This window comes from Alteromonas sp. S015 (assembly GCF_036864485.1).
Lineage (GTDB): Bacteria > Pseudomonadota > Gammaproteobacteria > Enterobacterales > Alteromonadaceae > Alteromonas.
The window spans coordinates 39790-55105 of record NZ_JAZETO010000004.1 but is presented as its reverse complement, the minus strand read 5'-3'; the positions used below and the strand labels follow the sequence as shown (position 1 = coordinate 55105).

At 45.1% G+C, this 15316-nt stretch carries 12 protein-coding genes; 6 read left to right on the top strand and 6 right to left on the bottom strand.

Annotated features, from left to right (window positions below):
- Position 1 precedes the first annotated feature (1 nt).
- The 5 genes from V7R42_RS08960 to V7R42_RS08940 form a co-directional block, all read right to left on the bottom strand.
- Positions 2–892, bottom strand: a complete 891-nt coding sequence (locus V7R42_RS08960; protein WP_334019835.1) for a prepilin peptidase — start codon at positions 890–892, stop codon at positions 2–4.
- Positions 893–944: 52 nt separating this feature from the next.
- Entirely contained in the window at positions 945–2153 is a 1209-nt protein-coding gene (locus V7R42_RS08955) for a type II secretion system F family protein (protein ID WP_334019834.1), read from the bottom strand.
- A 72-nt stretch (positions 2154–2225) separates the two neighbouring features.
- The gene (locus tag V7R42_RS08950; RefSeq protein ID WP_334019833.1) at positions 2226–2651 is read right to left on the bottom strand and encodes a pilin; all 426 of its coding nucleotides are present in this window, start codon (positions 2649–2651) and stop codon (positions 2226–2228) included.
- Positions 2652–3130: 479 nt separating this feature from the next.
- Complete coding sequence (gene nadC / locus V7R42_RS08945) at positions 3131–3985, bottom strand: carboxylating nicotinate-nucleotide diphosphorylase (protein WP_334019832.1); 855 nt, start codon at positions 3983–3985, stop codon at positions 3131–3133.
- Positions 3986–4017: 32 nt separating this feature from the next.
- Positions 4018–4536: a retropepsin-like aspartic protease family protein gene (locus tag V7R42_RS08940; RefSeq protein ID WP_014950400.1), complete on the bottom strand. Its 519-nt coding sequence runs from the start codon at positions 4534–4536 to the stop codon at positions 4018–4020.
- A gap of 194 nt (positions 4537–4730) precedes the next feature.
- Here V7R42_RS08940 and ampD point away from each other — a divergent pair, with 194 nt between their 5' ends.
- From ampD to lpdA, 6 genes are all read left to right on the top strand, one after another.
- Positions 4731–5279, top strand: coding sequence for a 1,6-anhydro-N-acetylmuramyl-L-alanine amidase AmpD (gene ampD, locus V7R42_RS08935; RefSeq protein ID WP_334019831.1), 549 nt, complete (start codon positions 4731–4733; stop codon positions 5277–5279).
- Between the two features lie 32 nt (positions 5280–5311).
- On the top strand, positions 5312–6217 hold the full coding sequence (ampE, locus tag V7R42_RS08930; RefSeq protein WP_334019830.1) for a beta-lactamase regulator AmpE: 906 nt from the start codon (positions 5312–5314) through the stop codon (positions 6215–6217).
- A gap of 366 nt (positions 6218–6583) precedes the next feature.
- A complete protein-coding gene (gene pdhR, locus V7R42_RS08925) occupies positions 6584–7330 on the top strand; it encodes a pyruvate dehydrogenase complex transcriptional repressor PdhR (protein WP_024016767.1) in 747 nt (248 codons plus the stop codon).
- Between the two features lie 207 nt (positions 7331–7537).
- Entirely contained in the window at positions 7538–10213 is a 2676-nt protein-coding gene (gene aceE, locus V7R42_RS08920; protein WP_334019828.1) for a pyruvate dehydrogenase (acetyl-transferring), homodimeric type, read from the top strand.
- Between the two features lie 21 nt (positions 10214–10234).
- Positions 10235–12277 carry a pyruvate dehydrogenase complex dihydrolipoyllysine-residue acetyltransferase gene (gene aceF / locus V7R42_RS08915; RefSeq protein WP_334019827.1) on the top strand — a complete coding sequence of 681 codons (2043 nt, stop codon included), beginning with the start codon at positions 10235–10237 and terminating at the stop codon, positions 12275–12277.
- A gap of 132 nt (positions 12278–12409) precedes the next feature.
- On the top strand, positions 12410–13831 hold the full coding sequence (gene lpdA / locus V7R42_RS08910; protein ID WP_334019826.1) for a dihydrolipoyl dehydrogenase: 1422 nt from the start codon (positions 12410–12412) through the stop codon (positions 13829–13831).
- Positions 13832–13988: 157 nt separating this feature from the next.
- Here lpdA and V7R42_RS08905 read toward each other — a convergent pair whose 3' ends face one another.
- A complete protein-coding gene (locus V7R42_RS08905; protein WP_334019825.1) occupies positions 13989–15071 on the bottom strand; it encodes a LysR family transcriptional regulator in 1083 nt (360 codons plus the stop codon).
- Between the last annotated feature and the right edge of the window lie 245 nt (positions 15072–15316).

Here is a 15316-nt window from a genome sequence, read left to right as displayed (position 1 = left end):
ACTAAAGTACGTAATCAAGATAGGTAGTAATAATGGCATCTTTAAAAAGCAGTGTCAGCCAACCCGCCACTGCGAGATAGGGGCCAAAAGGAATAGCCAACGACTTACCTTTGTTCTGAATTACCATTATGAGTATGCCTGCAATTGCACCAACAAACGAAGAGAGCAAAATAATTATGGGTAAGCCTTGCCAACCCGTATACGCACCAAGGGCGGCGAGCAGCTTGAAGTCGCCATAGCCCATGCCTTCTTTGCCAGTGGCAAGTTTAAATAGCCAATAAACAGACCATAAACTTAAATAACCCGCCGCTGCGCCGATAATAGCGTCGGTGGTGCCCACGAAAATATTTTGCGTGCTTAACAGTAATCCTAACCATAGAAGAGGCAGTGTTAACTGGTCGGGTAACAGCATCTTATCTAAGTCAATAAACAGCAACGCAACGAGCACAAAGGTAAATAATACTGCCCATAGTGCTTGTGACGTGACACCAAATTGATAGGCCGCGAATGTGCAAGCTATTGCTGTGAAAAGCTCAACAAGCGGGTAGCGAATTGATATTCCCACTTTGCATTTAGCGCATTTACCTTTAAGAAACAGGTAGCTAATAACAGGAATATTTTCCCATGCGCGAATTTTGTGGCCGCAGCTTGGGCACGTACTATCAGGTTTTACCAGATTAAATACTTCGTCTGACAACGATGACGTGACATTAGCCGATGGTGCACTTTCACTAAAGTAGCTTTGGTACTCTTGTTGCCAGCTGCGTTCCATCATAATGGGCAAGCGGTAAATCACTACATTTAAGAAACTACCAACCATTAAACTTACAAAAAAGACGAGGGAATAGAATACAGCAGGGTAAAGCTTACTAAGCGTAATTATAGCGTCCATGGTATATGGTTCTTATGATTGTTACTTTTGGTTATATTAGTGTTGGGCTACGTTATACCACGTTACCCATCTGGAATATAGGGAGGTACATAGCTACAATCAAGCCGCCGATTACCACGCCTAGTACGGCCATGATCATAGGCTCTAGCAGGCTGGTTAAACCGTCTACCATATCATCGACTTCAGCTTCATATATGGTGGCAATTTTACTGAGCATTTCATCAACCGCGCCCGACTCTTCACCAATGGCAATCATCTGCGTCACCATGTCAGGGAATACTTGTGTAGCGCGCATGGCAACATGCATTGGCATACCGCCCGCCACTTCCTTACGTATATATAGTATCGCATCTCGATAAACTGCGTTGCCGGATGCACCCGCGGCGGATTCAAGGGCACCTATTAGCGGAACACCTGCTGCAAAGGTTGTCGCTAGGGTACGGGTAAAGCGCGCAATACTGGCTTTTTTCAGTATTTCGCCAATAACAGGAATTTTAAGAATTTTGCGGTCTAGCGAGTCACGTAGCTTTTGGCTTCGCTTATAGGTGCGCATAAACATAAAGCCTGCAACACCAATTCCTATGGCAATAAAAATACCGAAGTCTTGGACGAATCGCGAAATAGCCAATACGAACTGGGTGAAAGCGGGAAGTTCTGCCCCGAAGCTGCTGAAAATTTCTTCAAACTGCGGCACAACAAATATAAGAAGGATGGTCGTAACAATAAAAGCAACTACCAAAACCGCAATGGGGTAAAACATCGCCTTTTTGATTTTTGACTTTAGTGCTTCGGCCTTTTCTTTGTAGGTCGCGATGCGGTCATAAATGGTTTCAAGTGCGCCCGACTGCTCGCCGGTGTAAACCAAGTCGCAATATAAATCGTCAAAATATTCGGGATGCTTTCTAAGCGCTGATGAAAGTGGATTACCCGCTTTCACTTCTTCAGTTATTTCGCCTAAAAGTTTCCTCATGGTTTGCTTTGCATGGCCTTGTGCAATCATTTCCAACGATTGAATAAGGGTAACCCCTGCGGCAAGCATGGTGGCGATTTGGCGTGATACAACAGAAATATCAGCTGGCGTGATCTTTTTCGCGCCACCGAACAACGGTTTTGAAAGCTTTTTAACCTTATTGGCAGAAATGCCTTGGCGACGTAACAGGTTTTTAGCTTCTGAGAGTGAGGTTGCGGAAATTTCGCCCTTTCGGGCTTGACCGTGACGGTCCTTTCCTTGCCAAGTGAATATAGTAGCCGCCTTCGCCATTACCAGATGCCTTTTAAAAGTTGAAACAAAAAAGCCCAGTGTATACCGGGCTTTTTCTACGTTATTACTTTATTAGCAAAGCGTTGCCGGAGAACATGTTGCATCCCAAGTTACACGACCGTCAGTTAAGGTCGGGTCTAGCTCGTATGTTGCTGCATTGCCTGACGCATCTTCGATACCTGAGTCAGGTGACGCCGTAGCAGTAATAACACCATCTGCTGTTGCAACACCTACAACATTGCCTGAAGCAGTAACGTCAGCAGGAATACCGTTTGAATTACCTGAACAGCCAGTAAGTGTGCCGGTAGTCTGTGCACAAATCTCAACCGCTGTTTTTGCAGCAGCTGTTGCGTTAGTTACTTCAGTAAACTTCGCTTTTTGCGTGTAGTTCTGATAAGCAGGAAGTGCGATTGCTGCAAGGATACCGATGATTGCAACAACAATCATTAGTTCGATTAGGGTGAAACCTTTTTGGTTTTTAGTTTTCATGTTCATCATGGTTTTTCTCCGGGACGTGTATAACACGTAAAGTTTAAATTTAATTCAAATTGACGTTTATACCCGAGTCGTCCATTTAACGCCCCTGGTACTTGATACTCAGTATAGAATTTTATTTGTTACTGACAAGTATAGGCAAATATACCTATGTCTAGCTTTTTCAGTATGACATGGTTAGCCAAATTTTGGCAGGCTTAAGCATTTGAACTTTCGTATTAAAGTTAATGGCTTAAGTACGTATATCTATCTATACACAAAAGAACATTATCGAGAATTGACCGAACAGAAGAACGCGTAACCGTATTGCAATTTATACATCTATTCGGCGCTTCAAAATCACTGTATCGTTACAATAAAGCACGTAAAATAGAAATGCTACAATAAGAGGTAGCGAGAACAAAGGGTGAACAACATATTCGCTTACCTTTGTTTATTCCCCATTGCGATTTTATATTTCGCGCTTTAGCTGTCTTGCGCTGCTATGACAAATTAATGCGTAAAGACAAATCAATGGCCTGAACGTGTTTAGTTAAGGCGCCGGATGAAATGTAATCTACACCTAGTTGTGCAAGTGATGCCAGTCGTTCATCAGTAATGTTCCCTGATACTTCCAGTTTACATTGACCTTTGTTGAGCGCCACTGCCTTTTGGATCTGTTCGTTAGAAAAATTATCCAGCATGACAATGTCGGCACCTGCTGAAAGCGCTTGTTCAAGCTCGGTTATGCTCTCTACCTCTACTTCAACAGGCTTGCCCGGCATCATTGTTTTCGCTCGGCTTACGGCTTTCTCGATGTTGCCGCAAGAAAAGATGTGGTTTTCTTTAATTAAGAATGCATCGAACAAACCCACACGATGGTTTTGACCACCACCACAACGCACCGCGTATTTCTGCGCATAGCGCAAACCTGGCAACGTTTTGCGGGTATCTAGAATTTTAGTGTTAGTGCCATCTAAAAACTTAGCGTAAAAGGCAGTAACAGTGGCGGTTGCTGACAGGGTTTGTAGGAAGTTAAGTGCCGTACGTTCGGCCGTCAAAATAGCACGAGCAGAACCTTCTAAACTCACCAACACAGTGTCGGCCTCAGCCTTGTCGCCATCTTTTACATGCCACGTTAGCGACACCGACTCATCGATAAGCGCAAACGCTTGGTTTGCCCATGCGATTCCGCAAACCACACAAGGCTCGCGCGTAATAATTGTGGCTTTTGCATTAACGCTTTCATCTATTAGGCTTGCGGTAATGTCGTTTGCGGCATTTAATTCGCCGCCAAGATCTTCAATAAGCGCGTTAGATACTTGCTCTCGAATCGCTTGCATGTCTGGTGATGTCATCTTCATCGCTATGATCTATGCTGTCTGTGTATTTAAAGGGTACGCAATATTAACCATTCTCCGCGCTGAGTAAACTCTAATTGGCGAAGAACACTCATTCCTAGCAGTATATGGTCATCTTGCATACCAGGGTTTAAGTTTGCTTTTACATCGCGCACCACAATTTCACCAATGCGTAAGGTTTCAATGGTCGATTCGGCGACTCTTACAACGCCGTTAGCGGTACTGGCTAACCCTTCTCGACCCGCTTTGAGTTGAAGCTTGTTAGCCAAATGCGCGGGAACGGCCACGTCAGTTGCTCCCGTATCAACAAGAAATACGACTTCTTCACCGTTGATATAGCCTGTTGTTACATAATGACCTTGGCGGTTTTGTTTAAGGCGTACCTCGGTCTGCGAACCAATACGTTCCGATGTAGGTTCGCTATTCGGATTAATTTGTTTTTCCAGAAGATCTGAGAAAACAAAAACCAGCAATCCAAAACCACAAATCCATGCAAGCGCAACCATCCATTTGCCCGTTGACGCAGTCGGGTCTTGTTGTTCATTCATGCTTTTACCTTTCTTATAATAGTGGTGCACTACGTTTCGTGTGGCCTATTACCTAGCGTAATCTTTTAATCATTGGTTAAGTACTGAGCTGAGGTGCTGATTCAAATAATAGAGTACAACGTATAGCCCTATACACTTACTTCCACATACAATGTAGGCTATTACCTAGAAAATCAATTACCGAAGCAAATACTATGATGCTTTACAACGAAGCAAGGTACACCCCAAGTCCGCATTACGATGCCCGTCCTGACAGCACAGACGTGAGCTTGTTAGTCATACACAACATTTCACTGCCGCCTTCACAGTTTGGTACGCCGGGCATTCGCCAATTGTTTACCGGTACCCTCAATCCAGATGACCATCCCTTTTATAAGGAAATTGCTGGCTTAAGGGTCTCTGCCCATTGTGTAATTTATCGCACTGGTGAAATAGAACAATTTGTACCCTTTGAACAAAGGGCGTGGCACGCTGGCCTTTCAAGCTTCCAAGGGCGTAGCCGCTGCAACGACTACGCTATCGGTATTGAGCTTGAAGGCACTGATACTCTGCCTTTTACCGATGCACAGTATCATGCGCTAGGCGAACTCACTGATTTTATTACACTACACTATCCTCGGATCACTTTAGGGCGTATTGTAGGTCATAATGATATTGCGCCGGGGCGAAAAACCGACCCCGGTGTTGCTTTTGATTGGGCAAGATACAGAATGCGCGTTACTAGGTTGAATAACACCAAGTAACCCAAGTCGCCGGAAAAAGGGACGCAATACCTATGATGTTAATGAGCTTGCTATTAGTTCTCAGCCTCGAACGGTTGATAACAAAAACACCCAATTGGCATATTGAAAAATATGCCGCGCAATATCGAGCTTTTCTCCAAGATAAAGGTTTAATCAAATTCCAAGAAACGAATGAGGAAAGTGAGGATAAGGATAAGAAGGTATCGTCTACTGCGCTTTATTTTTATCTTTTGCTTCCCGCAATGATGCTGGGAGCAATTGAATACTGGGTGCTTGGTGCATTTCTCACGTTTATAGAACAAAGCATAATTTTGTTTATTTGTATTGGTTGCCCCGCATTGCGAGCCGTTTACAAGAGCTTTCTAAATGCTGCTGACCGAGGTGACCTTCAGGCGTGTAGTATGTATACCGACCAGTTAGGGCATTGTGCAAGTCAAACAGACAGTGACGGTAGTGCAGGTACAGAAGGCAGAACTTTCGGCCAACATCTCACTTGGCTTAACTATCAGCACTATGCCGCTGTGATGTTGTGGTTTATTGCTTTTGGTGCACCTGGCGCGCTGTTTTATAGCTTGAGTCGAAGCACGACCGAGGCATTGTGTGATGCAAATCACCCATTAAAAGCCGTTGCAGGAAGATTAATGTTTGCCCTTGATTATATTCCTGTTCGCGTGACCGCTTTTGGCATGCTGATGATGGGGAATTTCTCACGAGCGTTGCCAGAGTGGCTAAAATACGCGCTTAAGTTCGATGTGCCTGCATACGATGTGCTTACACAAATTTCCTCGAAAGCTGAGATTCTCACGTCTGATGAACAACAGTTGCAGGCTGAAAATGCAGCAATAGAGCCGAAGGTGCTTGTAAAGTTAGCAAAACGTAATGTTATTTTTCTTCTTGTAATAACATCTGCGCTTACGCTTGTAGGCAGTCTGGCATAGTCATTATTTTTAACATTTACTAGCCTACTTGGCTTAGAAAGGCGTTTGGTCTATTTATTAATTGTATTTAGATCAGGCGCTTTGCCCGTATTTACTGATCTACCCCTCCTCATCAGACCAGTTAATGGAACCTGATTTTTATTAACAAATTCAACAATAAAGCTTAACACCCAGCAAAAGGTAAAGGCTTTGCTATGCTTGGGAGTATTTACCTCGAAATCGATCTGCCTTAAACTAGATAGGTAAAATGGTATTACCAATTGGTGTTTGTGATTAAATAGTCTACGATTATTTTTTACATTCATCGTTCTTATAACGTCGCTATTGTTATAGAGCACGGTTTAAATAGAAGGATACGTAGAGCGCATGCGGCAGCAGCGAAAAAAACTCTCTGATGTGATTACCGAGCAACTCGAGTCCATGATTCTCGACGGTACGTTGTTGGCAGGTCAAAAATTACCGCCAGAACGAGAGCTTGCGCTGGAATTTGACGTTTCACGACCTTCACTAAGGGAAGCCATTGGTAACTTACAGGCACGCGGGCTGGTAGAGCGTAAACAAGGTGGCGGTACGTTTGTAAATCGCAACCTCAATTCTGCCATGACAGACCCGCTCATGGACTTAGTCAGTCAGCGTCCTGAAACCCAATTTGATTTGCTAGAATTTCGTCATGCCCTTGAAGGAATGGCAGCGTATTACGCGGCACTTCGTGGTCAACCCGAAGACTACGAAGCATTGAAGCAGGCATTAAATGACGTTCCTACGCCTAAAGCGCACGAGAGCAAACGTGCTCAAGCAGAGGCGCTAGGACAGTTTTATATCATTATGGCAAGAGCATCACACAATATGGTGTTGTTGCACGTAATGAGCACCATGCAAAGCATGCTGGTGGACAATATTGAACGAAACTTTGACATGCTGGCAGCGCATCCTGAAGCAGTGGAAGACATTGCTAAGCAGCGTCGTGAAATTGTGGAAGCGATTGCTTCTCGCGACCCAGAAGCTGCGCGCCAAGCATGTAACACGCATTTGGCGTTTATTGAAAAAACGCTATTAACCATTAATCAACGCGATACCCGCGTGCAGCGCGCATTGCGACGATTAGAGATTTAGTTACTTAGCTTTGCTTTCAAAAAAGCTAGATAGCTATTCATTCGCAGAGGCCGGTCAGGTTTTTTCCTGTGCCACTGCAAAAGCAGGTGAGCCAGATTGGGTCACTGTGAGTACAACGTAATTTAGTTTTCCTTCTTTTGGCGCCTTTATGATAAGAGGCAATGCTAAGGGAGGATTTTCTATATAAGCAAAAAATAGGATGGCACCATGTCTGATATGATGCACCAAGATGTAGATCCTCAAGAAACTAAAGAGTGGATTGATGCGCTTGAGTCGGTTTTAGAAGAGGAAGGCGTAGAACGCGCCCATTATTTACTCGAAAAACTTATTGATAAAGCACGTCGCAGCGGCGCGCATCTACCGTACGATGCAACCACTGCCTACATCAATACTATCCCAGCAGCGCAAGAGCCAAAAATGCCCGGCGATTTGACCATCGAAGCGCGCATTCGTGCGGCAATTCGTTGGAACGCATTGATGATTGTATTGCGTGCATCTAAGAAAGACCTAGAGCTTGGTGGTCACATTGGTAGCTTCGCATCATCGGCTATGCTTTACGATGTTGGCTTTAACCACTTCTTCAAAGCGCCTAACGAGAACCAAGGCGGCGACTTTATTTTCGCTCAGGGCCATATTTCTCCAGGTATTTATGCGCGCTCATATATGGAAGGCAACTTAACTGAAGAACAGTTAAACAACTTCCGTCAAGAGTGTGCTGGCGATGGTCTGTCGTCTTACCCACACCCTCACTTGATGAAAGATTATTGGCAGTTCCCAACGGTTTCCATGGGCTTAGGTCCACTTCAAGCTATTTACACTGCTCGCTTCCTTAAGTACCTAACCAACCGTGGTATTAAAGACTGTTCAGGTCAGCGCGTTTACTGCTACATGGGTGACGGTGAGTGTGATGAGCCAGAGAGCTTGGGTGCAATTGGTCTTGCGTCTCGCGAAGGCCTAGACAACCTAACGTTTGTTATCAACTGTAACCTTCAGCGTCTAGACGGACCGGTACGTGGTAACGGCAAAATTATCCAAGAACTTGAAGGTACGTTCCGCGGCGCTGGCTGGGAAGTAGTGAAAGTTATTTGGGGTAGCTACTGGGATGAGCTATTAGCTCGTGATAAATCTGGCAAGCTTATCCAGCTTATGGGTGAAACGGTAGACGGTGAATACCAGAACTGTAAAGCCAAAGGCGGCAAGTACACCCGTGAAAACTTCTTCAACAAGTATCCTGAAACAGCGGCACTTGTAGCGAACATGTCTGACGACGACATCTGGCGCTTGAACCGTGGTGGTCACGATCCGGTTAAGGTATTCGCGGCTTACCAAAAAGCCATTGATACGAAAGGTCGTCCAACGGTAATCCTTGCTAAAACGGTTAAAGGTTTCGGTCTAGGTGCATCAGGCGAAGCACAAAACGTAGCGCACAACGTTAAGAAAATGGACGTTGATTCAATCAAAGCGTTCCGCGATCGTTTCAATATTCCTGTAGCAGACGAGAAAATTGCTGACCTGCCATACTTCAAGTTCGACGAAGACAGCGAAGAAATGAAGTACCTTCGCGAGCGTCGTGAAGCACTAGGCGGTTACTTGCCTTCTCGCCGTGAACAGGCTGAAGAACAGCTTGAAATTCCTGAGCTAAGTGCATTCGATGCTATCTTAAAAGGGTCAGGTGACCGTCAAGTATCGTCAACCATGACGTTTGTACGTGTACTAAATGCGCTATTAAAAGACAAGAAAATTGGTAAGCGTATCGTGCCAATTATCCCTGATGAAGCCCGTACCTTCGGTATGGAAGGTTTGTTCCGTCAGGTAGGTATTTACGCCAACGAAGGTCAGAAATACGTACCTCAGGACGCCGACCAAGTGGCTTACTATCGCGAAGATAAAAAAGGTCAGGTACTTCAAGAAGGTATTAATGAGCTAGGTGCAATGGCATCGTGGGTTGCGTCGGGAACGTCTTACTCAACCTGTAACGCTACCACTATTCCGTTCTACATCTACTACTCAATGTTTGGTTTCCAACGTGTTGGTGACTTGGCGTGGGCAGCGGGCGATAGCCAAGCACGTGGTTTCCTTTTAGGTGCAACAGCAGGTAGAACAACCCTTAACGGTGAAGGTCTACAGCATCAGGATGGTCACTCACACGTTCAGGCTAACCTAATCCCCAACTGTATTACTTACGACCCAACATATGGGTACGAAGTAGCGGTTATCGTTCAAGACGGTTTACGTCGTATGTATGGTAACAATGAAAATATCTTCTATTACCTAACGTTGATGAACGAGAACTATCAGCACCCTGCAATGCCTGAAGGTGATGATGTTGCTGAGCAAATCATTAAGGGTATTTACAAGCTAGAGCGCGTTGAAAACGACAAGTCTAAGCTTAATGTTCAGCTAATGGGCTCAGGTACTATCTTGAACGAAGTGCGTAAAGCAGCACAAATTCTGTGTGACGACTACAACGTATCTTCTGATGTTTACTCAGTAACCTCGTTTAACGAGCTAGCGCGTGAAGGTCAAGACGTAGCACGCTGGAACATGCTAAACCCAGAAGCTGAGCAAAAAGTACCTTATATTGGTCAGGTAATTACGAAAGACGCAGGTCCTGCGATTTCTGCCACTGACTATGTGAAGAACTACTCAGACCAAGTACGTGCATTTATCGACACTGAATACCGCTGCCTAGGTACAGACGGTTTCGGTCGAAGCGATAGCCGTGAAAACTTGCGTACTCACTTTGAAGTTAATGCGTCATACATTGTGGTGGCATCACTTTACGAATTAGCTCAGCGCGGTGACGTTGAGAAGAAAGTGGTAGCAGAAGCCATTAAGCGTTTTGATATTAACGCTGAAAAACTTAACCCACTTTACGCGTAAGCCAGATAAGGTATTTTACATATGTCAGATATTCAAAAGATTATCGTACCCGACGTAGGCGGTGACGAAGTTGAAGTTATCGAGCTATGTGTTGCCGTAGGCGACAACATCGAAGCCGATGAAGGCGTTGTTACTGTTGAAAGTGACAAGGCGTCAATGGACATTCCAGCACCGTTTGAAGGTGAGATTGTAAGCCTGTCTGTATCAGTAGGCGATAAAATCAAAGAAGGCGATGTGATTGGTGAAATGAAAGTTGCAGGTGGCGATAGTGCCGGTGATAGCGCTGCAGAAGAATCATCTTCAGACAACGCTTCACAAGAAGAAGCGCCTAAGCAAGAAGAAGCACCTAAAGCAGAAAGCAAGCCAGAGGCAGCACCCGCGTCGTCTGGCAGCAGCGAAGTGATTGAAGTTGCAGTACCAGATATCGGTTCTGACGACGAAGTAGACGTAATTGACGTATTGGTTTCAGTGGGCGACACCATTGAAAAAGAAGATGGGCTAATTACCCTTGAAACCGATAAAGCAACCATGGACGTTCCTTCAACACACGCAGGTACGGTGAAAGAAGTATTCATCAGTACTGGCGATAAAGTGAAAGAAGGCACAGTTGTTATTAAGCTGGAAGTAGCGGGCTCAGGCTCGTCTTCAAGTGAATCGGCGTCTAGCGATGCTTCTTCTGAAGCATCTGCACCGGCTGCGCAGGAAAGTTCAAAGCAAGAATCAGCGCCAGCGGCGTCTGCAGGTAGCGAGACTATCGAAGTTGCTGTACCAGACATTGGTGAAGACGGTGAAGTTGACGTTATCGATGTGCTTGTATCGGTTGGCGACACTGTTGAAAAAGAAGACGGCCTAATTACGCTTGAAACTGATAAGGCGACCATGGATGTGCCTTCAACACATGCAGGTACGATTAAAGAAGTCTTTATCAAAGCGGGTGACAAAGTTAAGCAAGGCACCTTAGTTGTTAAGCTTGAAACCAGCGGTGGTTCGTCTTCAAGTGCAGCTGAAGCGCCTAAGCAAGAAGCACCTAAACAGGAAGCAGCTAAAAAAGAAGAACCCAAGCAATCGTCACAGCAAGAAGCCTCGCAAGGCCGTTCTCCTGTGCCGCCAGCGCCAGAAGCTAAGAATACAGGTAAAGCACATGCTTCTCCTTCGGTTCGCCGTATCGCTCGTGAGTTTGGTGTAGACCTGACTCAAGTTAGCGGCTCTGGCCCTAAAAACCGTATCTTAAAAGAAGACGTTCAAGCTTACGTGAAGGCTGAGCTCGCTAAGCCTCGCACAGCGGCCGCTTCTGGCAGTGCGCCAGCAGGCGATAACGTACTTCAAATCGTGCCAGTTAAGCCTGTTGATCACAGCAAGTTTGGCGAGATTGAAGAGCAAAAGCTTTCTCGTATACAAAAGATTTCTGGTCCGTTCTTACACCGTAACTGGGCGACTATCCCGCACGTTACACAGTTCGACGAAGCCGATATCACTGACGTTGAAGAGTTCCGTAAAGAGCAAAACGCTTACCACGCGAAGATTAAGTCTGGTCTAAAGATCACACCACTTGTTTTCGTAATGAAAGCCGTAGCAAAAGCCCTTGAGAAATACGAAGTATTCAACTCGTCACTGTCTGACGACGGCGAAAGCTTAATCATCAAGAAGTTTATCAACATTGGTATTGCGGTTGAAACACCGGGAGGCCTTGTTGTGCCTGTTATTCGTGACGTGAATAAAAAAGGTATTGAAGAACTTTCTCGCGAGCTTATCGAAACATCTAAGAAAGCCCGCGAAGGTAAGCTTAAAGCAGCAGATATGCAGGGCGGTACATTTACTATCTCTAGCCTTGGTGGTATCGGCGGTACCGCGTTTACGCCTATTGTAAATGCACCAGAAGTCGCCATATTAGGTGTATCTAAGTCTGAGATGAAGCCTAAGTGGAATGGTAAAGAGTTTGAGCCGCGCTTAATGGTGCCGCTAAGCTTGTCTTATGACCACCGAGTAATCGATGGTGCGGTAGGTGCAAGATTCTCTACTGAGGTTGCTGCAAACCTAACTGACTTACGCAGAATCATACTTTAAATAAAAGGCCGAAAAAGTTTACAATATCAGTAACATTTTCGATGATTTTATCAGCCTTTTTGACGGCATTTAGGTTATGCTATTACGCAAAAGTAATAGCATGACCCTACAAGAACAGGATTGAGGTTCACAATGAGCGAAATTAAAACGCAATTGGTGGTACTGGGCGGCGGCCCTGGCGGTTATTCAGCAGCATTCCGTGCGGCTGACTTAGGTATTGAAACGGTTATCGTAGACTCTCGCGACACCCTAGGTGGCGTTTGTCTTAATGTTGGCTGTATCCCTTCCAAAGCCCTTCTTCACGTTGCTAAAGTGATGAAAGAAGCGAAGCACCTTGCAAGTCACGGTGTATCGTTTGGCGAGCCAACCATCGATTTAGATAAAATCCGCGAATACAAAGACGGCGTTGTTAAGCAATTAACAAATGGCCTTAGCGGTATGTCTAAAATGCGTAAAACTAAGCATGTACAAGGCTTCGGTAAATTTACAGGCGCAAACACCCTAGAAGTAAAAAATGGTGACGACGTTACTACTATTACTTTTGAAAAGGCGATTATTGCTGCAGGTTCTGAGCCGGTAAGCCTACCGTTCATCCCAGAAGATGATCGAGTAATCGACTCAACTGGCGCACTGGAAATGAAAGATATTCCAGAAAAAATGCTAGTACTAGGCGGTGGTATCATCGGTCTAGAAATGGGTACTGTGTACGAAGCACTTGGCTCGAACATTGATGTAGTTGAATTCTTAGATCAGCTAATTCCAGCAGCTGACAAAGACATCATGAAAGTGTTCATGAAAGACTACAAAGAAAAATTCAACATCATGCTTGAAACCAAAGTGACTGCGGTTGAAGCAAAAGACGATGGCTTGTACGTAACATTTGAAGGTAAGAACGCACCTGCTGAGCCAGTGCGCTACGACAAAGTACTTGTTGCTGTTGGTCGTAAGCCGAACGGCAAGCTAGTTGGCGCAGATGCAGCTGGCGTAAACGTTGACGAGCGTGGCTTTATCAATGTTGATAAGCAAATGCGTACTAACGTTGATCACATCTTCGCAATCGGCGACCTTGTAGGTCAGCCAATGCTTGCGCACAAAGCGGTTCACGAAGGTCACGTTGCAGCAGAAGTTATTGCTGGACAGAAGCATTACTTCGACCCGCGTGCCATTCCTTCAGTAGCGTACACTGAGCCAGAAGTAGCTTGGGTTGGTCTAACTGAAAAAGAAGCGAAAGAGCAGGGCGTAAGCTACGAAACAGCTACTTTCCCTTGGGCAGCTTCAGGTCGTGCAATTGCATCTGATGCAACTAACGGTATGACCAAGATGATTTTCGACAAAGAAACGGGCCGCGTAATTGGTGGTGCAATGGTTGGTACCAACGCGGGCGAAATGCTTGGCGAAATCGGCCTAGCTATTGAAATGGGCGCTGATGCTGAAGATGTAGCATTGACTATCCATGCTCACCCAACGCTTAACGAATCAATTGGTCTTGCGTCTGAAATCTTCGAAGGAAGCATTACCGACCTACCAAATCCAAAAGCGAAGAAAAAGAAGTAAGTTAACTTCTTTGTTCGAACTTTGAAAAAAACCGCTCATTGAGCGGTTTTTTTATTGTGGCTTTGAATATTTTACAACCATTATACCTACGGTAACACGCCTCGATTACGAACATTTTACGTCTCGTTGCGTGGGTAATGATCTAAGCGGACTGGTATTAAGCTGTTTCTTTCCCAACAGCTACGTTGTAACGTTCTTCGTCAATTTCATCATTGCTGGGCGTTTTCAAATGCGCTGGCGTAAACTCTTCACAATCCATATTCCGCTGGTCCATAAAGCGTTTTACCGTGTCAGCGCAGTACGCTTTGCGGCAACATTGTGACAGCAGCATTTCGTGACGCTGTGCACGCTCGCGAATAAATCTTACTACTAGTCCTCTAAGCCACTGCAAGCCTGCATCTTGGTCTTGACGTTTATGCCACATCACAGACAGCGGAGAGCTGACAATTTCTATTGGTGTTTCAAATACAGCCAATTCCCCTGAGAAAATTTCTTTTTCCATTACTAAAGAGGGGGCTACACAAATAAGGTTGCTCTCTTTTAATAACGGTGTAGCGTTATAAAACTGGTTTACTGACATTGCCACGCGGCGCTTTAAGCCTAAGTTTGCTAACACCTGGTCGGTAGGGCCAGTCACATCGCCTGTGACGGAAACCAGAAGGTGATCAGCCGCGACAAAGTCTTCTAACGTCAATTGAGATTTTGCTAATGGATGGTCGGGGCGCATTACCACAACCCAGCTTGGGTCGAGAACATGCTCTGCTCGAATAACAGAGCCAGGCTCTTGATATTTAGAGAAGGTGAGTTCTGCTTCGGCATCTTTAAGTATCTTATCGGTTTCCATGTCGTAATTAGGAATAGCATGGATATTGATACCTGGCGCTTCATTCTCAATAACTTTGCGCAGCGGCCCCCATACCATGGAAACAATGCTGTCAGTTGCGGCTATACGGAAGGTGCGTTTAGCCGTTGCAGGATTGAAGTCTGTAGGGTTAACGGCAACTTCAAGCTCACCTAAGGGACCTTGAATCTGACTCCATAAATTCTTTGCAAAAGAGGTAGGCTGAATACCACGTCCGTCCTTAACAAACAGCTCGTCGTTCCAAGCGGTGCGCATACGAGAAAGTGCGTTAGATACCGCAGGTTGCGTCATCGACAGCCTGTCAGCTGCGCGGGTAATTGCACCCTCGGTCATGATGGCATCAAAAATCATCAATAAATTTAAATCATGTGGACGCATGGTTGTCTCCGGTGTCTATTGCGGACAATCTATTTTCATCTATCGAACGATGAAAAAAGCTGCCGTTTACTTCGTTTTCAACTGTGTAATTTAACTGACATAGTTTAGTTATAGGTTATAGCAAAAAGTATTTATTTTCCATATGAGTGCGACGAGCGACACTTGGACATGCACCGCTGCAACCATTGATTTCATTAAGCTCTCGCTTTTTATACGGTTATTCTCATTTTCTCTGCGAAACCATG